At 56.7% G+C, this 23,961-nt stretch carries 18 protein-coding genes; 15 read left to right on the top strand and 3 right to left on the bottom strand.

All coding sequences use genetic code 11. From position 1 onward, the window contains the following. Positions 1–5 precede the first annotated feature (5 nt). The 5 genes from NSJP_RS18085 (at position 6) to NSJP_RS18065 (ending at position 6,385) form a co-directional block, all read left to right on the top strand. Positions 6–1,547: a PepSY-associated TM helix domain-containing protein gene (locus tag NSJP_RS18085; RefSeq protein WP_080888270.1), complete on the top strand. Its 1,542-nt coding sequence runs from the start codon at positions 6–8 to the stop codon at positions 1,545–1,547. After that, positions 1,544–1,867 (top strand): DUF3325 domain-containing protein, encoded by a 324-nt coding sequence (locus tag NSJP_RS20225; protein WP_080888269.1) that lies wholly within the window; start codon positions 1,544–1,546, stop codon positions 1,865–1,867. Before NSJP_RS18085 ends, NSJP_RS20225 begins: the two co-directional genes overlap by 4 nt. 219 nt (positions 1,868–2,086) lie before the next feature. After that, on the top strand, positions 2,087–2,605 hold the full coding sequence (locus NSJP_RS18075; RefSeq protein ID WP_172834453.1) for an RNA polymerase sigma factor: 519 nt from the start codon (positions 2,087–2,089) through the stop codon (positions 2,603–2,605). A gap of 88 nt (positions 2,606–2,693) precedes the next feature. Beyond that, on the top strand, positions 2,694–3,692 hold the full coding sequence (locus NSJP_RS18070) for a FecR family protein (RefSeq protein WP_080888267.1): 999 nt from the start codon (positions 2,694–2,696) through the stop codon (positions 3,690–3,692). A gap of 134 nt (positions 3,693–3,826) precedes the next feature. Continuing rightward, positions 3,827–6,385: a TonB-dependent siderophore receptor gene (locus NSJP_RS18065; protein ID WP_080888266.1), complete on the top strand. Its 2,559-nt coding sequence runs from the start codon at positions 3,827–3,829 to the stop codon at positions 6,383–6,385. Positions 6,386–6,482: 97 nt separating this feature from the next. Here the strand turns inward: NSJP_RS18065 and NSJP_RS18060 are convergent, their stop codons facing one another. Beyond that, entirely contained in the window at positions 6,483–6,947 is a 465-nt protein-coding gene (locus NSJP_RS18060; RefSeq protein ID WP_155970443.1) for a Fur family transcriptional regulator, read from the bottom strand. Between the two features lie 462 nt (positions 6,948–7,409). On the opposite strand from NSJP_RS18060, the gene NSJP_RS18055 reads away from it, so the two are divergent. The 9 genes from NSJP_RS18055 (at position 7,410) to NSJP_RS18015 (ending at position 18,867) form a co-directional block, all read left to right on the top strand. Beyond that, entirely contained in the window at positions 7,410–7,946 is a 537-nt protein-coding gene (locus NSJP_RS18055) for a helix-turn-helix domain-containing protein (protein WP_080888265.1), read from the top strand. A gap of 605 nt (positions 7,947–8,551) precedes the next feature. Beyond that, positions 8,552–9,067 carry a sigma-70 family RNA polymerase sigma factor gene (locus NSJP_RS18050; RefSeq protein ID WP_080888264.1) on the top strand — a complete coding sequence of 172 codons (516 nt, stop codon included), beginning with the start codon at positions 8,552–8,554 and terminating at the stop codon, positions 9,065–9,067. A 94-nt stretch (positions 9,068–9,161) separates the two neighbouring features. Further along, a complete protein-coding gene (locus NSJP_RS18045; protein ID WP_080888263.1) occupies positions 9,162–10,142 on the top strand; it encodes a FecR family protein in 981 nt (326 codons plus the stop codon). A gap of 120 nt (positions 10,143–10,262) precedes the next feature. Next, a complete protein-coding gene (locus tag NSJP_RS18040; protein ID WP_080888262.1) occupies positions 10,263–12,866 on the top strand; it encodes a TonB-dependent siderophore receptor in 2,604 nt (867 codons plus the stop codon). Between the two features lie 140 nt (positions 12,867–13,006). Beyond that, a complete protein-coding gene (locus tag NSJP_RS18035; protein WP_080888261.1) occupies positions 13,007–13,492 on the top strand; it encodes an RNA polymerase sigma factor in 486 nt (161 codons plus the stop codon). A 102-nt stretch (positions 13,493–13,594) separates the two neighbouring features. Continuing rightward, positions 13,595–14,584: a FecR family protein gene (locus NSJP_RS18030; RefSeq protein WP_172834452.1), complete on the top strand. Its 990-nt coding sequence runs from the start codon at positions 13,595–13,597 to the stop codon at positions 14,582–14,584. 110 nt (positions 14,585–14,694) lie between these two features. Beyond that, on the top strand, positions 14,695–17,199 hold the full coding sequence (locus tag NSJP_RS18025) for a TonB-dependent siderophore receptor (protein ID WP_080888259.1): 2,505 nt from the start codon (positions 14,695–14,697) through the stop codon (positions 17,197–17,199). Between the two features lie 70 nt (positions 17,200–17,269). Continuing rightward, positions 17,270–17,818, top strand: a complete 549-nt coding sequence (locus NSJP_RS18020; protein WP_172834451.1) for an RNA polymerase sigma factor — start codon at positions 17,270–17,272, stop codon at positions 17,816–17,818. Then, positions 17,815–18,867, top strand: a complete 1,053-nt coding sequence (locus tag NSJP_RS18015; protein WP_080888257.1) for a FecR family protein — start codon at positions 17,815–17,817, stop codon at positions 18,865–18,867. The genes NSJP_RS18020 and NSJP_RS18015 overlap by 4 nt, the downstream gene beginning before the upstream one ends. A 66-nt stretch (positions 18,868–18,933) precedes the next feature. On the opposite strand, the gene NSJP_RS18010 is transcribed toward NSJP_RS18015, so the two are convergent. Both NSJP_RS18010 and NSJP_RS18005 read right to left on the bottom strand, forming a co-directional pair. After that, positions 18,934–19,971, bottom strand: coding sequence for a M48 family metalloprotease (locus NSJP_RS18010; protein ID WP_172834450.1), 1,038 nt, complete (start codon positions 19,969–19,971; stop codon positions 18,934–18,936). Between the two features lie 28 nt (positions 19,972–19,999). Continuing rightward, positions 20,000–21,079, bottom strand: a complete 1,080-nt coding sequence (locus NSJP_RS18005; protein ID WP_080888255.1) for a M48 family metalloprotease — start codon at positions 21,077–21,079, stop codon at positions 20,000–20,002. 194 nt (positions 21,080–21,273) lie between these two features. Between NSJP_RS18005 and NSJP_RS18000 the strand changes: the two genes are divergently transcribed. Beyond that, positions 21,274–23,841, top strand: coding sequence for a TonB-dependent receptor (locus NSJP_RS18000; RefSeq protein WP_172834449.1), 2,568 nt, complete (start codon positions 21,274–21,276; stop codon positions 23,839–23,841). The last annotated feature ends 120 nt before the right edge of the window (positions 23,842–23,961 follow it).

Below are 23,961 nucleotides of genomic sequence, written 5' to 3'. Positions count from 1 at the left end.
ATTCCATGAAAGACAGTTTCACGCAATCAATGGATTGGCTGCACACGTGGGCGGGGCTCGTGTTCGGCTGGCTCTTGTTCGCCATCTTCTTGACTGGGACGCTTACCGTTTTCGACAAAGAAATTACCTACTGGATGCAGCCGGAATTGCATGGAGTAAGGCCCTCGCCGGTTAATCTACAGGCCGCTGGTGATCAGCTTGCCCGCCTTGCTCCGCGGGCGGAGGAATGGTGGATTGAACTGCCGCATTTCAGAACGCCCGAAGTGACGATCTCCTGGCAGAATCCGGGAGAGAAGGATCAAGGGCAGCGGAAGCTCGATCCGGGAACCGGCGAGATCTTGACTGTCCGTGATACGCGGGGCGGCGACTTTTTCTATCGATTCCACTATCAGCTACATCTGGAACGACTGGGGACGTGGATCGTGGGCGCCGCTGCCCTGGTGATGTTGGTTACCCTCATTGCCGGCATCGTGATTCATCGCCGAATCTTCAAGGATTTTTTTACCTTTCGGCCCGAAGCCTCGTATCATCGGTCATGGCTTGATGCGCACAATGCCACAGGCGTCCTGTTGCTCCCATTCCACTTCGTAATTACATTCACGGGACTCGTTATCTTTTGGATGATCTACGTGCCTGGCGGTGTAGACGCATTGTATGGCGGTGCATTTGAGGAAATGTTGGTAGAGGTCGAGGAACGTCTCGATCGCCAGCGTGCGGACGTGCCGGCTCCGTTGAACTCACTCGCCGCACTCGAACGGCAAGCAAGAACCCATTGGAATGGAGGTACGACTGAATGGGTCCAGGTGAAACATCCGGGAGACGTTCACGCCCTGGTAGATGTGATGCGCCGTGCAGACGATCGCCTGGCCTTGATCTCCGATCGCGTGACATTTGACGGAACAACCGGCGAAGTTCTCAAAGTATGGAAAGGGGGGAAACCGGCCTTCCTGACCTATTCGGTTCTCATCGGGCTTCACTACCTGTGGTTTGACCATCTCACGATTCGATGGCTCTATTTTCTTATGGGGTTAACCGGAAGCGCTACAATAGCCACGGGTTTACTCTTGTGGCTTATCAAGCGGAAGGAGCAGCATGCTGAAAATCATAAAACCCATCGAATCGTCGAAATCCTCAATGTTGCCGTAATCGCGGGGTTGCCCGTGGCTATCGCTGGATTCTTTTGGGGTAACAGATTGTGGCCTTGGGATTTGCCGGAGCGAGCGACTTGGGAAATGCGCACGTTCTTCCTCTTGTGGATCCTCTGTGGTGTGCATGGGTTGTTGAGACGAGACAGTTTGCGGGCTTGGAAGGAACAGTTGACCGTTGCGGCCCTGCTCTTTGTCCTTCTGCCGCTGCTGAATCTGATGACTACAAGCAGTCATATATTCGTCACCTTGCCAGCCGGGAATTGGCGGTTAGCCAGCGTGGATCTTGTCTGTTTCATCACTGGTACGCTGTTGTTTGGGATCGCTTGGCGTACCGTAAAAGCGTCTAGGTCACTACCGCAGGCGATATCCACTCCGATGACAGAAGCGGGGCACGGATGAGGGTCATGGAGATTGCCCTATGCTACAACGGGATGCTGGCGCTGTGCCTTGCCAAACCCAAGCACTATCGGCAACTTTTTAGGGCGTTACCTGCGAATACCACCGGGTGGTCCTTAAGAGTTCTGGGTTGGTTAGCCGTGACGGGGGCTTTTGTTTGCGCAGTGGGTCAGAATGGTTGGTCGCTTGGTCCGGTTGAGTGGATAGGTACCATCGGTGTGATGGGGCTCATACTTATTTTCTTGCAGCCATTCAGACCGCAAGCGGCGGCGCTACTGGGTGGACTATTTCTGATTCTTGCAGTAATCGATGCTGCAAATTGAGCCGCCGGCGTATCTGGCGGCGTCCTCTTTTACATTTTCGTAAAGTTGGATTGTGATAGGGGTGAGGGGCTAGACAGGGCCTAATGACTTTGCTATATTGATTTCTGATAGCGGTTCTCAATATCATAACTAGCCGAAACGAGGCCAAAGTCTTTCGGGACAGAGCCCACGGCATCAGCGGATGCACGTGGGTTTTTTATGCTGCGACGTGGGGTTGAAATGATAAACCTGACCTGTAACGAGATTGAACGTTTGTTCCACGAACACCGGTTCGAATTGACCAGACGCCTGTGTCGGATGGTGCGGTGCGAACAGACCGCGGCGGATTTGGCCCAGGAGACGTATTTGCGATTGGTCAACCTGGGGCAGACGACATCCGTTACATATCCGCGGGCGTTGCTCTTTCGAACCGCGACGAATCTTGCCATCGACTATCTCCGAAAGGGAAAGTCAGAGCGGCAGCATGGCGAAACGTTGGATCATGCGGCCGATGTGCCGTCTAGCGCGCCGTCAGCGGAGCGGGCTATGTATGACAAACAACGACTTCGAGTATTTTCTCGGGCGATCGATTCTCTTCCTCACCGCTCCCGGGAGGCCTTTCTCCTTCACCGCGTTCATGAGCGTCCATACCGAGACATTGCCTCTCATCTCGGCGTCTCAGAAAGCGCGGTGGAAAAGCTGATCATGCGGGCGCTCCTCCATTGTCGAACATTCCTGCGGCAAAATGATGCTGACTGACATGAGGGACTGACACAGGTATCCGTCTGAAGATATACTCGGACGGTTGTTGAGGTCCCCGGTCTGTCTACAACGTGACGCTGCAGGTATGGCACTATCGGATTCCGATTCCGACATAGATCCTTTGGGCGGCGACACGACCATTGATGAGCAGGCTACAGCCTGGTTTGTTCGGCTGCGGTCTGGCTCCCTATCTGAAGAAGATCGCCGAGCTTTTGAGTCTTGGCGGCGGCAGAGCGATGCTCATGCACTGGCCTTCGAAGAAGCTTGCCGACTTTGGGATGATGAAGCATTAAAGCTTGCCGCAGCTTCTGCCGCCGGTATGACCTCCGTCTCGTCGGTTTTGCAGCCTCGAACACCAGCAAAAGGTAGACCTATCTGGCAATGGTGGATGGTGGCAGCAACCTGTGCCGTTCTGATGGTTGTAGTCTATCAATTGGATATTGTCGTCAGACTGTCGGCTGATCATCGAACTTCCACGGGGGAGCAGCTGGAGATCCAACTGCCCGATCATTCCCTGGCAACCTTGAACACGAGGAGTGCCATTGCGGTTAACTTTGACGGGACAAGCCGAACAGTCCGCCTGCTCGATGGGGAAGCGTATTTTGAGGTGGAGCCGGATCGGGAACGCCCGTTTATGGTCGAAGGACAGCAGATACTGTCCCGTGCAGTAGGAACGAAGTTTTTGGTTCGTAGAAAGCTCGGCGATATCCGTGTCACGGTCGTGGAGGGGACGGTCGAATTGGCTCCAGCTGCCGGTGGGTGGGAACCGATTCAACTAACTGCAGGTCGACAAGCTATCGCCGACACGCACGCTGTTGGGACTGTCCGTGAGGTCGACTTATCAACCGAAATGGCATGGTTGCGGGGGCGCCTGGTATTTGAAAACGCCAAGCTCTCGGATGTTATCGATGAGATACGTCGATACCACCCAGGCGTAATCCTCATCTGGAGTCCAACTATTGGAGATATAAGGGTAAGTGGAAGCTATACCCTGAACGATCTGGACGGCATTCTCACGACCCTAGCCCAGACCCTTCCGATACGCATGGCCCGTCTCGGTAGTCGAGTCATCGCTCTTTTTTGACCATTCCCCAAATAAAACATTCAGAAGACGTGAGGGAGCCCCTTTGTATTCCGTCATATGGGGGCGATCGGTCACTTTGTCTTAGCATTTTATCCACACAATACGCACTTTTCTTCTGAGGAGAGGTAAGGAATATGAGGGATCAATCTATCAGCGTCGCAGGGAAAGGAGGGCAGAGCTGGGGATTCGCTCGGTCCTTTCTGGTCTTCATCCTGGTCATGGGGATCTGGCCTCAACTGGCGCAGGCGGGCTCATCTGTCTCCAGGCATGAGGGGCCCGTCTCGTTCAACATTCCTCCGCAGCCATTGCCCTCGGCATTGAACACCTTTGCCGAGACTTCCGGGGTCCAAGTGAGTTATCCGTCGCAATTGGCTCAAGGGGCGACGTCTGCCGGGGTAAGCGGAACGTATATGCCGGATGCGGCATTGCGGGAACTTCTCGTCGGCACAGGCGTGACGTATAAGTATACCAACTCTGCCACCATTACTCTGGTCCAGGCCACACCTGAGGTAGTGCCGTTGGAGAGTCAGGAACAGCCTGCACAGCCCCTCCAGACAGAACCGCAGCCTGACGTTTCCGATCAATCTGCGTCCAAGCCGGTGAAGGTACCGGAAGTCATAGTGAAAGACGTGAAGGAACGGAGTGAAGCGTACACGACGGACGAAGTCACTACGGCGACCCGCCTTCCCGTTCCCGTTCAGGATCTGCCTCGGTCAGTAGAAACGGTAACAAGGCAGGTCATGGATGATCAGAAATTAATCCGCATGAGCGATGCGCTTCGCAACGTCAGCGGAACGTCGATGCCTAGCACGCAAGGCGGTCGGGCCGGCGACTTCATGATCCGTGGCTTCAGAAGCGACGCCAACGTGTTTAAGAACGGTTTTAGGGAAGACAGCACGTTTGCCGCACGTGCGGCTCGTGATGTCGCCAATATTGAAACCATCGAGGTGGTCAAGGGGCCGCCCTCCTACTTGTTCGGTCGCGCGGACCCAGGTGGTATCATCAACCAGACCACGAAAAATCCACTCCGAAACAACTATTACTCCGGAGAGATGATTGTCGGGAGTTACAATCTATACCGTCCGAACATCGACATCGGCGGTCCTTTGAACGACAACAAGACGTTGACCTATCGATTCAACGGCGTCTATGAAAACGCCGAGAGCTATCGTCAGGGCGTCAAAACCGAACGGCTCTTTCTCACGCCGACCTTCGGATGGGAGCTCGGTTCGCGAACCACGTTCCGGTTCGAGGGCGAATACTTGTATGACAAGTCACCGATCGACCGCGGACTCGTGGCAGTAGGCGACGGACCGGCCAACATTCCCGTCAGCCGATTCCTCGGAGATCCTACTAAACAGGGGTACATCAATCAGGGAAAAGCAACGATTATCATGTTCCATCAGCTCAGCGATCAGTGGAAGGTTCGAAGTGCATTTCGTGCCGCTGTGTCGTCTGAGAAATACAACAGTCTTGAGTCATGGTTCATGGACGATGCGAGCGGGATCTTACAGTTGGCGCAGTTTCAGATTCCGACGTTGGTTCAGAGCTATTATTGGCAGAACGAGTTGCACGGAAATGTGATGACCGGTTCCGTGAAACACAAACTCATGATGGGTGTGGAGCTGGGGAGAGAGAATGCAAGTCAGCAACAGTATTCCGATACTGCTGGTGCCGCGCCGCTGAACACCATCAACATTTATAACCCCCTCTATTCGTTTTTTTCGAATCCGCTGGATCTGCAGTCCGACACGTCCACGACCAACAACATCATGGGTATTTATGCCGGTGATCAGATCGATATACTTGAGAACCTGCACCTGCACGCAGGTGGACGATTCGATATTTTCGAGCAAAAGCAAATCAATCGGCCAAGCGTATTCAGCCCAGACGGCGGAACGGATAAGCAGTCGGACAATGCCTTCAGTCCATCGGTTGGTTTGACCTACCAGCCCATCAAGGCTGTTGCGCTATTTGCCAACTACACCCGGTCGTTCCTCCCGCAGTCGACCATCGCTCGTGGCGTTGACGGACAGTTGTTCAAACCGGAGCGAGGCACGCAGTATGAGGGAGGCGTCAAGCTCCAAGCATTCGAGGGTAGATTACGATCCACGGTGGCGATATTCGATATTACCAAAACCAACGTCCTCACGCCTGATGTCAGTCAAGGTCCGGGCTCTGGGTTCTCGATCGCGACGGGAGAGCAGCGGAGCAAGGGTGTCGAGTTCGATATCGCCGGCCGAATCATGCCAGGCTGGGAAATCATTGCAAACTATGCGTATATCGACGCACGAGTCACTCAGGACAACTTTTTTCAAACTGGCAGCAGACTGCCGAACGTGCCACTGAATCAGGGCAGCCTTTGGACCACCTATTTCTTCCAAGAAGGAGTGATCAAAGGGTTCGGGGCGGGTATTGGCATGTACGCGCAAGGACAGCGAAACGGACTTCTCCAATGTCAGAATCCAACGGATTGTCAGCAGCAGTTCCAGTTGCCTGGGTTCGTACGCATGGACGCAGCCCTGTACTATCGTAAGCCGGAGGTATTTAATAGAACCAATTTGCTGGCTGCCATTAACTTTACGAATCTGTTGGATCAACGATATTTCATCGGAGCTCAAAACTTCCGAGAAATTATCTATACAGGTGCTCCGCTGACCGTTCTGGGATCGATCAAGCTGGAGTTCAACTGATCGTAAAGAGTTCCGGTCAGGGTTCTCTGGGAGCGACGAGGTCTCCGGTCGCTCCCAGGATCGGAACTGAAGGCTATTGAAGTTGATCGGGGGGGTCTCAGTTGTCTGAGTGACCGCAGAGGGAGCAGAGCCCATAGAGTTCCAGCTTATGAACGGATAAGGTGAACCCATTTTCCGCTGCAATCTCCTTTCGTAAACGTTCGATCTCCTGATTTTCGAACTCCGCGATGTTGCCACAGGCCGTGCAGACCAGATGGTCATGACGGCCTTTCGCCGCCGTATGACCGTACTGCGTTTTCGCTTCGCAATGTCTTGCCTGAGCGAGCCCCATCTTACAGAACAGCCGCATCGTCCGGTAAATAGTCCCCAGAGAAATTCGGTGGCCCTCCTCGGCCAATGAATTGTGTAGTTTCTGGGCCGTAACATGATTCTGTGTGGCAAATGCGGCCAGGATGATGTCCCGTTTCTTGCTGTGTTTCAAGCGACTCCGGTTTGGCGACATCTTCGCCACATTCATCGTCCTCATGGTGATCTTCTCCTGATCGGGGATATAGATATCCATCTTCAGCTTTCGGTTAGATATTCAGAGATAAGATGATCGAGTGTAACTACCTATAGGCTAAGACGAATAAGATCAGCGAAACCACACTTCTGTAAGCGGTAGAGGCAAGTGGCCCTATCGACCATCGTGATAGTAGGATCTAACGCCGTGGGCCAAGCTCGCAAACGATCACCGCCAAGACTCTTACCAATCGCGAATCCAGAATCATTCCAAGTGGTCAGTGGCCTCGCATTGTGGTCTGTGCCTGTGGGGAGGAGAACTCATGCGGGCGAGCATTGTTGCCGTCAGCCGCTCGTCGTTTCCCAGGGTCGCGGCCGGTAGACAGGTTGACAGAGTAAGCCTTGGCATGATATTGAGAAGCGAAATCAATATTCGACTACCACATTCACAGAGGCCCGAGGAATTCGATTCCCAGCGCCCACGTCGATTCGATAGTGGGCGTTTTTATTAAGGGGTCTCAACATGCAGAGCAAGGCGATATACGTGAGGATCTCCCATTTCGAAGAGGGACAATCCCACCCGATGCCATCAGATTATTCCAAGTCTCAATGGTGGGAGGGCCAGGTCGAACGACGGACTCAACGGCGTCGTTCTAGTGAGTGCGGGAGGCGGCAAGGGGTTATTGAGGCTTTACCATCGGTGAGCTATTCGCCTCAGGTGGAAACCTCCCTTGCGACCCGTATTGAAGCTTTTGTCAGGGTGAATCTTGAGAGAGGGCTCACCTTAAAGGGGCTTGCAAGTTTTCTTGGATATTCGGAGAAATACAGTTCAGAAGTTTTTCAACTTCAAATGGGCACCTGTTTCTCCCATTATGTGAAAGGGCTCCGTCTTCTAAAGGCAAAGCGAATGCTGACGGGTGAGGAGACTCGGGTGACGCGTATCGCTGAGGCGCTTGGGTTCAGCGATCCCTTCGCCTTCAGCCATTTCTTTAAGCGAGCCGTTGGATGTTCGCCGACTGCATTTCGAAAGCAACAGCTGGCTCAGTTGGATGATAAGTAACCGATGAAGGGATCCGGATTGCAGATGAATTCCGAACGGCGGGCTTGTCTGGAATTCAGACGTTTGACGTGTCGGAAATATTCCTGTCCTGTCTAATGGTCCGGTCAGGCCATGAGTAGCTCGCCTTCTCTCGATCTGGAATTATCCGGTGACGAATGTCTTTCTGGGCTGATGATGAACAGCGTAATTGCGATTTGGAGTTTGCCGTCCTCGGCGAAGTGATGGAAGGTCTCCGCCTCTCCGGCGAGACCAGCTGTATCGACCCGGCATTGACCTGTCAGATCATTCCAAGAGGGCCGCGAAGATTCTGCCTCTCTACAGGGTTGATTTTTAGATGAGGAGGCACGCTCAATCATCTCTCCGGCTGAAGATTCTTCCCACCCGTTCGTCTATTCCTAAATAGGCTTTTCGCCGCAGGTGGTCAGGACTGACCGATCTGCATCCACGGGGCGTATTTGCCGTCGAAGATCCGGAATCTGAACATGGCTTCCCGTGAGAGGCCCCGATAGACTCTCGTCGATCCTCGCCAATACTGTCCCGCAATGGGACTGAGCGGCCTCAGTCGTGAGGTCTCAGGACGGACTAGCGATCACGTGAGCGGCTTCATGAACGACGAACAGCAGAAGCTTGAACTCTATCTGACGCATCGAGGCGAACTGATCAACTATGCGGCCGGGATTCTGGGTTGCCGCGCAATGGCCGAAGACGTCGTGCAGGAAGCTTATTTGCGATTCGACCGGCCTTGGGATCGTTCCGAGATCGCCACTCCCGTTGGATACCTGTTCCGCATCGTCCGAAATCTGGCAGTAGACTGGTCGCGCCGCGTCGCGCTCGAACGGCGGCACGTTGATCTTGTGGAGGAACCGCCTGCTATTGCTGAATCCCGGGCGACGCCGGAAGAGGAGGTCAGTCATCGCCAGGAGTTGGCACTGGTCATGGAAGCCCTGACCGAACTCCCGGAGCGCTCTCGTCAGGCGCTTGAAATGCATCGTTTCGGCGGGCTGACATTGGAAGAGATCGGCCGGCGGCTGAGAGTATCTCCTGCCTTGGTGCACGGATTGATCCATAAGGCGCTGATCCATTGCCAGGCGAAGCTGAGGAGTTCACATCTGAAGAATTGAAGAAATGGCGTGGCCTATTCGTCGATTAATATATGGACAATCCATGATGCCGGGCGGGTACGATAGCAAAAGGTGGTAAGTCATTCTCACTGACATGACAGAAGAGCAAGCATCACGGCAGGCGCTGGAGTGGCTCCTGTTGCTTCACGATCGCCCGCACGATCCTGTGCTTCACGAGCAGTTCGACGCGTGGCTGACGACCAGCGATGAAAACGGGCAAGCGTGGGACGATGCCCAGCGCCTGTGGGGCCTCATTGGAGAGACGCCGCCGGTTCACGCGGATCTCTGGAGGCCCAAGGCCTCTCCGGCCGTTCGATCCAGGCCCGCCGTCAGACGTCCCGGCCGGTGGACTCGATATTGGAAACCGGCCGTGGCAATGGTTGGACTGGCCGCGTGTCTCGTTCTCATTTTTCCCTCGATTAGGATCTATTGGGAAGCCGATCACTGGACATGGATTGGCGAAACGGTCCAGGTCACGCTCCGCGACGGGAGCACCGTCCATTTGAGCGCGGGCAGTGCCATCCGTGTGAACGACGAGACCGGCGTCCGACGGGTGGACCTGCTCGCAGGCGAGGCATTCTTCGACGTCCATCCCGATCCATCGCGGCCATTTCAGGTCAAAGCAGAGGAATGGACGACGACCGTCCTCGGCACTGCCTTCGACGTCCATCTCGGTTCCCAAACGGCGTCAGTCGCGGTCGAGCGCGGAAGCGTGCTCGTCGATCGCACAGGTGACGACCCCCCTCTCGAGCAGCGGTTGGAGGCCGGAGATTGGGTTCGGGTTGAACGGGCTATGGGTGTTACGGCACAAGGACATGGGCAACCTTCACAAGTCGCAGCCTGGCGGCAGGGTCGGCTGATCGTGAAAAGTCGACCGATCGGTGAGGTCATCGCCGAACTCGAACGTTATCATCGTGGCGTGATCGTCGTGACCGATTCCCAGTTGAAGAGCCGTCTGGTCAGTGGCGTGTACGATCTCACTCAGCCCCTCGAGGCGTTGCGGGCGGCGGTACAACCGCATCAGGCGGTTGTGCGTCAGTTGACACCGTATCTCGTCATCGTGTCTTCGTTGTAAATTTCGAACAGCCGTCTCTCTGCTCAGCCCCACTCTGAAAAAGTCCTGCGCTTATTCGTCCCTTGAGTTGAGAGCGACGTGGCCGGCACGGCCTGCGCCGCATTCAACCAAGGAGCGTCCATGAAGATGTCGATCAGAGTGAACGGGCTGCGGGCCGCACACATGACAGGAGGGTTCGTTGTATTCTGGGGAGCAGTGCTGAGTCTGGCCGCTTCGGGAACGATAGCAACGAGCGCGATGGCTCAGGGAACGGGCCGGAGCGTGCTCGTCGCTCAAGCCGACGTGCCACGCTCGTTCGACATTCCGGCGCAACCCTTGGAAGACGCGGTGACGACGTTCGGGCTGCAATCAGGGCTTCAGATCACGCTCGATGCCCAGTTGGCGGCAGGCCTGACCTCGCGGCCGCTCCAGGGCACCTACACGCCCGGTGACGGATTGCAGCGGATGCTCGAGGGGACCGGACTGACGTACCGATTTACCGGCCCCGGCACCGTGATGGTAGAGCGAGCCTCCTCCGCGACGCCTGTCGCGCCAGTGGCCGTGGGAGTCGGCGCGGCAGGGGGTGCGGCTGGAGCAGCCGTGGTCGCCGATGGACCAGGGGAAGCGACACAAACCACTCAGAAGCCGGTCAAGGTTCCGGAGATTCTTGTGAAGGATGTGCGGGAGCGGGACAATGACATGAAATCGTATGTGGCGGAAGATGCGAGCACGGCCACGAGAACAGACACGCCGATTCGTGACGTGCCGCAATCGATTCAGGTCATCACGCGCAAAGTCATTGAAGAACAGCGGGCGTTTCGGTTGGATGAGGCGTTGAAGAACGTATCCGGGGTGATTACGAACAGGCCTTCCCAAGGTCTCAATGATTCGTTTCTCATCCGTGGGTTTGAGGTGAACCAGAGTGTGTATCGGAACGGCCTCATTGATCCGAGCAATATCTTGAACGGGATGGATAGCTACAATATTCAGCGGCTGGAAGTATTGAAGGGGCCCGCATCGGTGCTATACGGCGTGGGCGATCCTGGTGGAATCATCAACATGGTCACTAAGAAGCCGTTGGCCGATCCATATTATTCCGCAAATGTGACGCTGGGCAATTTCAATTTTTACCGGACGGAGCTTGATGCAACCGGTCCGCTCAATGCCAGCAAGACAGTCCTATACCGGATCAATTTTGCCGGACAAGATGCCGGGAGCTTCGTCGATTATGTCAAACGGGATATGGTCGCTATTTCCCCAGCCGTCACCTGGCTGATGGGCTCCAGGACCGCGCTCACCGTCGAAGCTGACTACCTCAAGCGATGGGTTCCAGCTTATATAGGAGTGCCGTCCATTGGAACGGTACTTCCGAATATCAACGGTGAAATCCCGCGCAACCGGAACACGTCGCTGGGATCCTTTGAAAAACAGGAGCGAACATCCTATCGGGTCGGCTACGATGTGACGCACCAGTTCAACAATAACTGGTCGATCCGCAATGCCTATCGCTTCACGGTGTTCGAAGCCAATCAACTTGTCACCGTGATACCTCTTGAACTGCTGCCCGACCAGAGGACACTGACGCGCTTTGGTCTCGAACAGGGCTCGGCAGGGTCTATGTGGCATCAGCATTTTAACAACATGTTTACGAATGTCCTGGGCCATTTCCAAGTCTTTGGTATGGACCATCGCCTTCTCACCGGTTTCGAACTGCGGCAAGACAAGCAAGAACCTTTGCAGACCGTGGGGAAAGACGCCACCAATCTGGACATCTTTGCTCCCGATTATTCTCAAGGGCTAGGCGCAGCCAACAGCGAGTTCTTTCAAAAATCGGACACGAAAATGGCCGGTATGTATCTGCAAGACTTGATCGCGCTGCTGCCGACTCTGAAATTGTTGGCCGGTGTCCGTTTTGACTATGTGCATCAGAGTGCCAATTTCAGCCAAAATTTTAGCGGTCCTGATCAAACCTCCGATGACACTGGCGTAAGCCCCCGGCTGGGTCTGGTGTATCAGCCGATTGAACCCCTTTCGTTGTATACCTCTTGGACCAGAGGGTTTCTTCCGAATCCACCCAGCTCCTTTAATCCTAATGGCCAATTGTTCAAGCCGGAGCGTTCGACCCAGTATGAGATTGGAGTCAAGAGCACGTTCCTTGATAATCGAGTGTCCGCGACACTGGCCTGGTACCACTTGACCAGAAGCAATTTGCTTACTCCCGATCCGACGCTCGGTGGAGTGGGATTCCAAGTGCAGACGGGAGAGCAGCGAAGCCAAGGTATTGAGTTAGATGTCACAGCCAGTCTGACCAGTGGGTGGAATGTCATTGCGACCTATGCCTATACCGATGCGGAGGTCACGCAGGATAACAACCCCGCCTTAGTAAACCAACGCCTTGGAATGGTGCCGTACAACAAGGCAACTCTCTGGTCTACCTATTTTTTTCAGGAGGGCCCCTTAGAAGGCTTTGGTGTAGGTGGCGGAGTCTTCGGCTATACGAATCGCAATGCGTCAATCTTTGGTCCAGAACTGAATATCCCCGGCTATGTCCGAGTCGATGGAGCTCTCTACTATAACCACGCCTTGAACCCCGAAAACTGGCTGCGCGCCAAACAGGTCAACGTGGCGTTGAATTTCCGGAATCTGTTCAACCAAGGTTACATCGAATCGGCCTTCAATTCGACCACACAATTGTTCTATGGGGAGTCTCGAACGGTCCTCGCCACGGTCGGGGTTAAATTCTGAACGTTGGATGGCCCCTAATCAGTGCTCTTCGATTTTCCGGAAAGTAGACATTCCTGTCTGGCGTGATGCCATGTTAGCCTGCCGCCATGAACGACCAGGATCTGTGGTGCCTGGACCCCGTTAGGACTTCCCCGCTAGGGATGGCATTTCAGCAGTATGCGCAGGAACTTCAACGGTTCCTGCATCGCCGGCTCGGGTGTCCCGACACCGCCGCCGATCTCATGCAAGAGACGTTTCTCCGGGTCGCTCAGCTGCCGTCGTCAACTCAGCCGGATAATCCCAGGGCCTATCTGTTCCGCATCGCCTCCAATCTCGCGACCGACGCCATGCGCCGGCAGCAGGTGCGCTCGGCATATGAGCTCGGCGACGTCGAGACCGGCGAGATCGCGAGCCATGCCCCGTCGCAAGAGACCGCGTTGGAGGCGAGGCAGCAATGCCGCCTGCTGCGAGAAGCCGTGGCCACTCTGCCGGCCAAATGCCGGATAGTGTTTCTGCTTCACAAGTCGGAGCATCTCTCCTATGGCGAGATTGCAGGGCGGCTCAGCATCTCGAAGAGCGCCGTCGAGAAACACATGAGTAAGGCGTTGGCTCATTGCCGTGACTATATGGATCGGGCGGGGAGGTAACCCCCCTATGATGGACCTGTTGTGGATGGGACGGGACGGACTGTGGTAACACTCGATTCGATAGTCATAGGAAGTAGGCGTATTCTTCGACGCGGGGATGACGTGACGCCAGACGACCGCACATTGTCGGATGAGGCCATTCACTGGCGGGTACGCCTGCAAGCGGATGACGTCACCGAGGAGGAACGGCGAGCCTGTGAGGCCTGGAAGCGGCAAAGCCCCAGACACCGTGCCGCGTTCGACAAGATCGATCTACTCTGGGGTGACTTGGACGAGCCGAGCCGTCTCGTATGGGAGGACGTGCGTCAAGGAATCGAGCCGGTCGACGCGATTGTACCGAGGCCGACGGGGACGGGATGGAGGCGAGCCGCCATGGCCGCCTCGATTCTATTAATGATTCTTGCCGGCCTCTGGTTTGCCGGCTATCAGGATGCCTGGGATCCAGGCGCGATCACGACCGCCAGGGGTGAGCGCACCAGCGTGACCCTGGAAGACGGATCGATTGTTCACTTGAATACCAATACGGCGATCTCGGTCCGATTGACCGGTCAGCGGCGCTATATCCATCTAAAAAAGGGCGAGGCGTCGTTCATGGTCGCTCACGATCGGACCCGTCCATTCGAGGTCGAATCCGTCAGCGGCATCACGCGGGCGGTCGGAACCGAATTCAACGTCCGCCGGCAGGATCAGGGCGTGACGGTCACCGTGATGGAAGGGACGGTCGAAGTCTCCCAGCCGAATAGCCTTGCCGGCGCTGATCGTGGAGTTGCCTCATCGGTCGTGACGGTGGGAGAGCAGGTCCGTTACAGCACAAGTGGAGGAATCGGAGCTGTATCTCAGGCCGATATGGTCCAAGCCACCGGCTGGCGCCGGGGGCAACTCGTGTTCGATTTGAAGCCGTTGGGCGAGGTGGTCGAAGAAGTCGATCGATACTGGAAGGGCAAGATCATCGTGCTCAACTCCGACCTCCGCCAGCACCTCATCAGCGGTGTCTTCAAGACCGGCGACCCTGCCGCAGTCGTCCATGCCTTGGAGACGACGTTTCACGTCAAATCGGTTACCGTCGCGGGCTACCTCGTGTTGCTCTACTAGCAATCTCTCTCCTTCATTCTCGTCGTCTTACACTTTTTCCTGAATCGACTTGGGGTGGTGCGCGCCTCGTGCGTCTTACCGGCAGAGACGTAATCACGTACGAGGGATGCATGAAGAAGTTGCTGTGTACCGTTGCGGTCATTCTATTTCTCATCACCACGACTTGGGATCTCCGGACAGCCTATGCCCAACCGGTCGATTTCGACATCGCCGCGAAACCGCTGGCCGGTGCGCTGGCCGAATTTGCCGCGGCGACGAATCTTCAGGTGCTGTATAGCGGGGAGTTGACGAAGGGGCTTAATACGGCCGGGGTCAGCGGTCGTCACGAACCCGAAGAAGCCCTAAAAATGTTATTGAAAGACAGTGGTCTAACCTATCGATTTACCGATGTAAATACTGTGACGCTCGATCGAGCCGACTCATCCATGCTTGCGCCGGCGGCCGGCACTGCCGCAGTGGGAGCCGGAGTCGCAGTGGCCGCGGCCGATGATGAGGGGGCAGTGAGCGGCACGGCCAGTTCGAAGCCCGTCAAAGTCCCGGAGATTTTGGTGAAGGAAGTCCGCGAGCGGGACAATGACGTGAAGTCGTATGTGGCGCAGGAAGACGGTACTGCCATGCGAACCGATACGCCGATCCGCGACGTGCCGCAATCCATTCAGGTGATTACCAGGAAGGTGATGGAGGAGCAACGCACGTTTCGACTGGCCAATTCGCTGGAGAATCTGGCCGGTGTCGTGACGAATCGAAACACGCAGGGACTGAACGACTCCTTTCTCATCCGAGGATTTCAGGTCAACAACGTCTATCGCAACGGGCTCATCGATCCCAGCAATATCAACAATGCGACAGACAACTACAACATTCAGCGCTTGGAAGTCCTCAAAGGACCGGCGGCTGTCCTCTACGGCATGGGAGATCCAGGCGGTATCGTCAATCTAGTCACCAAGAAGCCGCTGCCCGATCCGTATTACTCTGCGAATTTCATGGTCGGCAGCTACAACTTTTATCGCACGGAACTCGACGCGACAGGGCCGCTCAACGCCAGTAAGACTCTGCTATATCGGATCAACTTTGCCGGTCAAAAGGCCGAAAGTTTCGTCGATTACGTAAAGCGCGACCTGATCGCCGTCTCACCCGCCATCACTTGGCTGATTGGAGCGCGCACGGCCGTGACGTTCGAAGCCGACTACATCAAGCGGAACAATCCCGACTACGGCGGCCTGCCGGCGCTCGGCACGGTTTTGCCCAATATCAATGGTCCGCTCCCCCGCAATCGAAATACCACCTTAGGCCCGTTTGAGCGGTATGAACGCTGGCAAACCAGAGTCGGGTATGACTTGACTCACCAATTCAATAGCGACTGGGCGATTCGTAACGCGTATCGATACACGGTATTTCAAGAAGACCAATTGGTAACGGCGTTTGCCACCAGTCTGCTACCCGATCAGCGTACCCTGACACGCGCGGGCCTCGAAGGCGGCTCGAGTGGATCGGTATGGCACCGGCACTTTCAAAATATGTTTACGAACCTGACGGGCCATTTCAAATTGTTGCGGATGGATCACAACCTGCTCGTCGGGTTCGAACTGCGACAGGACAAGACCGATCCGACGCAGGGCGTATCCGCAACGGCTCCGAATCTGGATCTATATGCGCCTGACTATTCTCAGGGTTTAGGAAGTGTGACATCCTCATTCTTTCAAAAATCGGATTCCAAAATGGCCGGGATGTACCTTCAGGACATGATTGCGTTGTTGCCCAATTTGAAATTTCTCGGCGGTGTCCGGTTTGATTACGTGCATCAAAGCGCCAATTTCAGCCAGCAGTTCAGTGGGCCCGATCAAACCTCTGATGATACGGCCGTCAGCCCACGATTGGGATTGGTCTACCAGCCGATCGAACCGGTGTCGCTTTACACGTCGTGGACGCGGGGATTTCTGCCGAATACACCGGACACGTTTAACCCGAACGGCCAACTTTTTGAACCGGAACGATCGACGCAGTATGAAGTCGGTATCAAGACCTTTTTCCTCGACAATCGTATTTCCACCACATTGGCCTGGTTTCACTTGACGAGAGAGAATCTATTGACGCCGGATCCAGTCACTCCGGGCGTGCAGGTTCAAACCGGTCAACAACGGAGTCAGGGGGTCGAGTTGGACGTGACGGCCAGTCTGACCAGCGGCTGGAACGTCATTGCAAGCTACGCCTATACCGATGCCGAGGTCACGCAGGATAACGATCCGGCTTTGGTAAACAGGCGACTGGGATTTGTGCCGTACAACAAGGGGACTCTTTGGTCGACCTACCATTTCCAGGAAGGTATCCTGCAAGGATTTGGTGTCGGTGGCGGCGTATTCGGTTATTCCAACCGCAATGCGTCGATCTTCGGGCCGCAACTCACCGTGCCGGGCTATGTTCGGGTGGATGCCGCGCTCTACTACAATCATAATATGGAAACGGGTAACTGGCTTCGAGCCAAACAGGTGAATGTTGCGGTAAACTTTCGAAACCTCTTTGATCAGGCGTACATCGAATCAGGCTTCAATTCCACCACGCGATTGTTCTATGGTGAGCCGCGAACGGTTCTGGCCACAGTGGGAATCAAGTTCTGACTCCACGCTCGCTCGATTTTCCGGAAAGTAGACATTCCTGTCGAATGTGATGCCATGCTACCCTGCCGCCATGAGCGACCAGGACCTGTGGTGCCTCACCCCCATGCCGACCTCTCCGCTCGGCATGGCGTTCCAGCAGTATGCGCAAGAACTGCAGCGATTCCTGCAACGGCGGCTGGGATGTCCCGAAGCGGCCGCCGATCTCCTGCAGGAGACGTTTCTGCGGGTCGCTCAGCTGCCGGCATCGACTCAGCCCGATAATCCCCGTGCCTTTCTGTTCCGCATTGCCTCCAACCTGGCGATCGACGAATTGAGAAGAAATCAGGTGCGGCGGCCCTTTCAGGAACCGCTCGAAGAAGCGGAACACGTTCCAAGCGCCACGCCCTCCTGCGAGCAGGCGATATTCGACAAGCAACGGATGACCCTGCTGCAAAGCGCGCTGGAGCAACTCTCGCCCCGCTGCCGGACGATATTCATGCTGCGGAGGGTCCAGGGCCATTCATACGATGAAATCGCCCACCGCCTCGGTGTTTCGGAACGGATCGTCGCGAAAGAGATCAATCGCGCTCTGGCGCACTGTCAGCAAGCGCTGTTGGCGGCGTTGAAGGAGCAGCCATGACGGTGGGGGACAGCTGGGACCGCTGGTCCGTCATACAAGGAAAGGGTATAGTGGGCTCCCCCATGCCGAACCGAGAACCACGGGCTTTCTCGACCACGAAGTCTACTGCGGAGCACGTGCTGACGCGCGAGGCCACGGAGTGGTTCGTGCGGTTGGGGGCACCGAAGGTGTCGACCACGGAACGGGAAGCCTTCGAACATTGGCGGAGCCAAAGCGACGCCCACGCTCGAGCGTTTCGCGAGGTCACCTCGCTGTGGAACGAAATCGAGTTGGAGACCGCCGCGGCCGACGCTTGTCGATCGATTCCTGATTCGGCTCGCGAGTCGGCGTGGCCATGGTCGTGGCAGTGGGCCACCGCCGCGGCGTTGGTACTCATCTGCGGATATGCGGTCTTGTTCAGCGATCTGTGGCTTCGCTGGCAAGCCGATGTTTCGACGGTGGTGGCGGAACAGCGATCCGTTGAATTGCCGGACCACTCGACCGCGTTCCTGAACAGCGACAGCGCGATCGCGTTGGACTTTACCGGGGCGACCAGGGTGGTGCGGTTGCTCAAGGGCGAGGTGCTGTTCACGGTCCGATCGGATCCGGACCGGCCGTTCATCGTGAAGAGCGGTTCGTCGATGACGCGCGCGGTCGGGACAGCGTTCGTCGTCCGGTCGCGTGGAAGTGATGCGGTCGTGACCGTCACCAAAGGAATCGTCGAAGTTTCGAAGGGTGGTGCCTCGTCTGCTCCGGTGTGGGTGGAACGAGGACAACAAGTCTCGACGAACGCCGGGGGAGTCGGTGCTGTTGAAGCCGTAGACCTTGATGTCGCCACCGCCTGGGTGCAGGGCCGCTTGGTGTTCGTGCGGTCGCAGCTGTCCGACGTCCTTGATGAGGTGCGACGGTATTATCCCGGCTACGTGCTGCTGCTTTCGTCGGACGCCGGCCGCGTGCCGGTCACGGGCATCTACAAGGTCTCCGATCCCGCCCACGTCTTCGCCACGCTTGCCGAGTCTCTTCAAATGAAAATGACCCGCTTCTCCGATCGTCTGATCATCCTGCGCTGAAGCACAATTGCGCCCCACGAACGAATGCGCTGGAAGGAACAGGAAACCTGTTCCTTCTCGCCGCGCTTAATGTGAAGGCAGATACTTGTGATCCAGGAGTTGGGCGAGCCGCGCATTCGGATCTCCCTGAATACCTTCACGGGTCACTTGCAGGATCGTCCGATGAAAGGGGAGGGAAGTCTGGGACAGCACCTCGATCTGCTTGTCTTCGATCTCGTGCCGGAGCTTGTTCACCAGAGCGTCGGATTCCTTTCTCGCCCGTTCGGCGGCGGAGCGGTCTCCTTGTTCTTCGACGAACCGTAGGTGGAGTTTGGATGCCTGGACTTCGTTCAGCCGAACTCCGACAAACGCCCGCATCTCATCGTCGAACCGCTGGACCCAGCGAGACTCTTTCGTCACACGATTCAAATCCACCCATGACGTCATCGCAAACGTCACCTTTTGCACCGGTGGCGGTAGCGGCTGGTTCGTGAGCGGATGCAGGCCGCCGTGCAGCGCCGCCGCATGCACCTTGGCGCGGGCGATCCGTTCCAGTACATGAGGGTGCAAGCTGAAATACGAACCGGTCAGACTCTTCGGCACCTCGGTGGTGAGGCGGACCAGCGTCTCGACGCCAATGTCCACGTCAAATCCGGCCTGATACATGTAGGTCAAGGCATGCGCATCGGCTTGCGTCTCTTCCGAGAGGGAGTAGCTTGAGTATGACTGCCGCACGCCGCTGCGGACCCATGAGCCTCGGCCGTGGAGGCAATGGGCCATTTCATGGGCAATCACGAACGCGAGTTCGTCGTCCTGTGACAGGAAGCGCACCAGGCCTTCGAAGAGAGCGATGACGTCTCCGGTGCAGCCGGCGTCGATGCGGTCGCCGCTCTGTCCCGCGTACAGAATCACCGGCAGGATCGCCGGCCTGCCCGGACCGTCTTGTAACGACAAACTCAGGAAGTTCAGCCGGTTTCGTTGCTCCTGCCGCCAGGGCCGCAACTTCTCGAGCAGTTCTTCTCGGGCCTGGCGTTCTTCCGGCGTGAGTTCCGTGACGCATCCCCCCGACAGGAGGCCGGCACACAGCAGGACCAATCCGATCGTGATGAGGCCCGGACGACGCACCGTCCGGCTCGGAAGGATTCTACGAGGTTCAGGGACGGAAGGTCGAAGGTACGGCATCGCCGCTCACCGTTTCCATCGTGGCCAGCATCTCGTCGAGCAGGGCAATCAGCCGGCCGTTTGGATCGTGCGGGATCTGTTCAGCGGTCAGACGAAGGATGTTACGACGGATCGCATTCATCGAGGCCCGTTCCATTAGCCGTTCGCGGTCGGCAAGCCGGTCTTGAACGGCCTTCAGGGCCTCCTTGGCCTCGGACGCGATGGTCGCGGACGCGAATGGATCGGCTAGTTTCTCAGCGCTGTTGAGTCGAGCCCGCTCCCGGTCCATGGCCGCCCGTTGAGCAGCCAGAAACGGCTCCTGACCTTCCGCAATCCACCGGAGGAGTTTCGAGCGGCTGAAGACCAGCGTTCTGTCGAACCATGCCGGCAGCGAGACTGAAGGGTCGGGGGCTCGATGCAACGGCCGGTTCGTCAGTGGATCGATACCGGCTTTCAACGTCTCCACCGTCTTCTCGGTCTGCGCGATGCGTTCCAATGAACCGGGATGGGTGGAGAAGTAGCTCTTCTGATTCGTATATGGCAGCGCCGCGGCTTTGCGTTCCCACATGGTGACCGCTGCTTGGATGTCGAACCCGGCGTAGTAAAGAAACAGCAGCGCGTCCAAGTCCGCCTCCCGTTCCTCTTCCCGATCAAACTGTTTGGTCCCCCAGAGGGGTGACACGGAAGAAAAGCGTTCTGCTTCACGTGCCCGGCGCCTGTCTACGTGGCTTCTGGTACAGTGGCCGAGTTCATGTCCGATCACTGCGGCCAGTTCGTTATCGTCCGCGAGAAACCGCATCATGCCTTGGAGGACGCCGATCTGCTCGCCGTCGCAGTAGGCATTGATCTCGTTGCTGATCACCAAGGAGACGGGCACGTAACGAGGCACCCTGATCGGATCCTGGATCGCCAGGCTGATCAATGCGAGTCGATGGACCTGTTCGTTCACCAACGCGTGTTGTCTGGAGCGCAACGAGGCTTCGATTTGCAGAGACTCCTTGGACGGCGCATTGGGCGGTCCCGGCGCACAGGACAAGAGCATGAAAAGAGGCAGCAACGGCAGCAGCATCATGATCGTGGCGGGGGAGGATGCCTCACAGTTCTAAATCACTGTGCCGCGGGAATCAAGCTCCCGGAAGCCCTGCAAGATCTGAGGATCAGTCCGTTCGGACCGTGCCATTTTTTTCGAGAGGGGGGGACAAGACTCTTGTGCGAGCCGTCCTAACAGAGTGAGGGCTGCATGACGGCCTGCTCAGGAGGATGGATATGGGGCTCCAACCAAGTCAGAAGCGATATGGCAGTCACACATTGTGTTGCGCGCTGGTCGTGATCTCCGGCTTCTTCTGGACGAATCATGCCTACGGCCAAGGGCAAGAGAGTGCGGTGTCGGATGCCAGGCACACCGAACATTCATTCGACATCCCCGCGCAACCACTCAACCTGGCGTTGAAGAGCTTTGCCTGGACGGCCGGACTTCAGATGAGCTTCAACGACGATCTGGCGGCCGGACTCACCTCTACCGAATTGACGGGGCGATTCACCAGCGAGCAGGGGTTGGAGCGTCTTTTGGGCGGGAGCGGCCTGACGCATCGATTCACCGGCCCCGACACCGTGATTGTAGAACGTAATTCGTCGGCGGTTCCCGTTGCGCCTCTGGCGGTGGCCGGCGCTGCAGGGATGGGGGCTGCGGCCGCAGCGGCAGCCGCCGACTCCGGCGGCACGCCGTCGGACGCCGTGACGGAGGCCAAGCCCGTTAAGGTACCGGAGATCACCGTCAAAGACGTGAGGCAACGCGGGGCGGCAGACTTGGGTGAACTCCCGCCCGAATACGCCGGCGGGGATCTTGCGCGCGGAGGCCGGGTGGGCGTGCTCGGCAACCGCGACATCATGGACACGCCGTTCACGCAGATGAACTATACGTCGAAAATCATCCAGGACCAGCAGGCGCGGTATCTTGGAGACGTGCTCCGAAACGACCCATCCGTCCAACTGGCCCAGCAGACCTCGACGGGATTTCTGACGTTCTCGATCCGAGGGTTTCAACTCAACCAGGGCGACATGCTGTTCAACGGATTGGCGATCGCGCCCACCATCAACGGCACGATGATGACGGAATCCATCGAGCGGGTCGAAGTCCTGAGGGGACCAAACGCTCTGCTCAACGGTGCTGCGCCGGGCGGGAGTATCGGCGGCATGGTGAACCTGGTGCCGAAGCGCGCCGGTGACGAGGCGCTCACTCAGCTGACCGCCCAATATATTTCCGATACACAATTCGGCGGGCATGCGGATATCAGCAGGCGATTCGGCAAACACAAGGAGTTCGGCATTCGGATCAACGGTGTCTATCGGACGGGCGATCTGCCGATCGACCATTCCTCCCGCGAATCGGCTTTAGCCACGGTCGGTCTCGATTATCGCGGGGATATCTTCCGGGTCTCCGCGGATTTCGGCTATCAGCAACAGGACATGCAAGGCGCCAGGCGGCAATTCAATGTGGCATCCGATCTGACGGCCATTCCGGAGCCGCCCAGTACCCGTACCAATGCCAACCAACCCTGGGAGTTGAACGACACGCGGGCGCTCTACGGCACTCTGCGAGGCGAGGTCGATGTCACGAAGCAGATCACGGCCTTCGCCGATTTCGGCATGACCAACGATCGGCGGCAGAGCATCCTCTTGAATCGCCAGCTCGTCGATTCCCAGGGGACGTTGTCCGCGGGCAACAATTTCTTGTTTGCATTCGACAATCGAGTCGTGACCCTCAACGCCGGGCTGCGCAGCGTGTTCGATACCGGCCCCGTCCACCATCGGGCCGTCCTCTCCTTCACCCAATACTCGGGAGAAACGCAACGGTCGCCGTTTGCCACCGCGGCGATGCCGGCGTCGAACATCTACAATCCCGTCTTGGTGCCGGGACCGCCGTCGTCATTACTGCCGAGCTATGGGACCACGACGAAAATCAATGAAACGGATCTCTCCAGCGGGATGTTCGGCGATACGCTCTCGATTCTCGATGAGCGCGTCCAGTTGACCGGCGGCGTCCGCTTCCAACAGATCAAGGTGACCAACTTCAATCAGGCCACGGGGGCCGTCACTGACCAATACGACAAGAGTGCGCCGACGCCGATGCTCGGTCTCGTGATCAAGCCGTGGCAACACGTTTCGCTGTACGGCAATTACATCGAAGGTTTGCAGCAGGGCCCCACGGCCCCGGTGGGTTCGGCCAACGCCGGCGAAGTCTTCGCTCCCTTCAAATCCAATGGGTACGAAGCCGGCGTCAAAGCGGATTTCGGCCGCATCATCACGACCTTGGCGGCCTTTCAAATCACACAGCCGAGCGCGTTTATCAATCCCGCGACGAACGTCTTCAGCGTCGACGGTCAGCAACGCAATCGTGGCGTGGAGTTCAGCGTCTTTGGCGAGGTCATGGACGGGCTCCGCCTCCTCGGTGGGACGAGCTACATTGATGCCGAATTGACCAAGACGGAGAGCGGAATCAACCAGGGCAATAAGGCCACCGTCGCTCCGTTCCAATTGACGTTCTATGGCGAATGGGACCTGCCGTTCTTAAAGGCGCTGACCATGACCAGCCGTGTCACGCACGCATCCTCTCAGTACGTCAATTTTGAGAACACTCAAGAAGTCCCCGGGTGGACCCAGTGGGATCTCGGCGCCCGCTACCGATTCGAACGCTCAGGCGGCAAGCCGATCACCATGCGGGCGTTTCTCGAGAACGTGCTCGACAATAAAGCATGGAACGGCAGCCCCCAGGCCGGACAGATTTTCGTGAGAGATCCACGGACCTTCTACTTGTCGGCTACGTTTGATTTTTGAAAGGGCATATTCCTGCTCGCACTGCCACATTCTTTTATTAAAGTATTTGAATAAGATTGCGCCTGTAAATAGTTAATTATTTGAACATATTTAAATTCGTATGTCTGCCATTCCCTGACA

The sequence above is a fragment of the Nitrospira japonica genome (assembly GCF_900169565.1).
Classification (GTDB): Bacteria; Nitrospirota; Nitrospiria; order Nitrospirales; family Nitrospiraceae; genus Nitrospira_C; species Nitrospira_C japonica_A.
The sequence above is the reverse complement of the archived record's forward strand: the minus strand, read 5'-3'. Positions and strand labels throughout refer to the sequence as shown.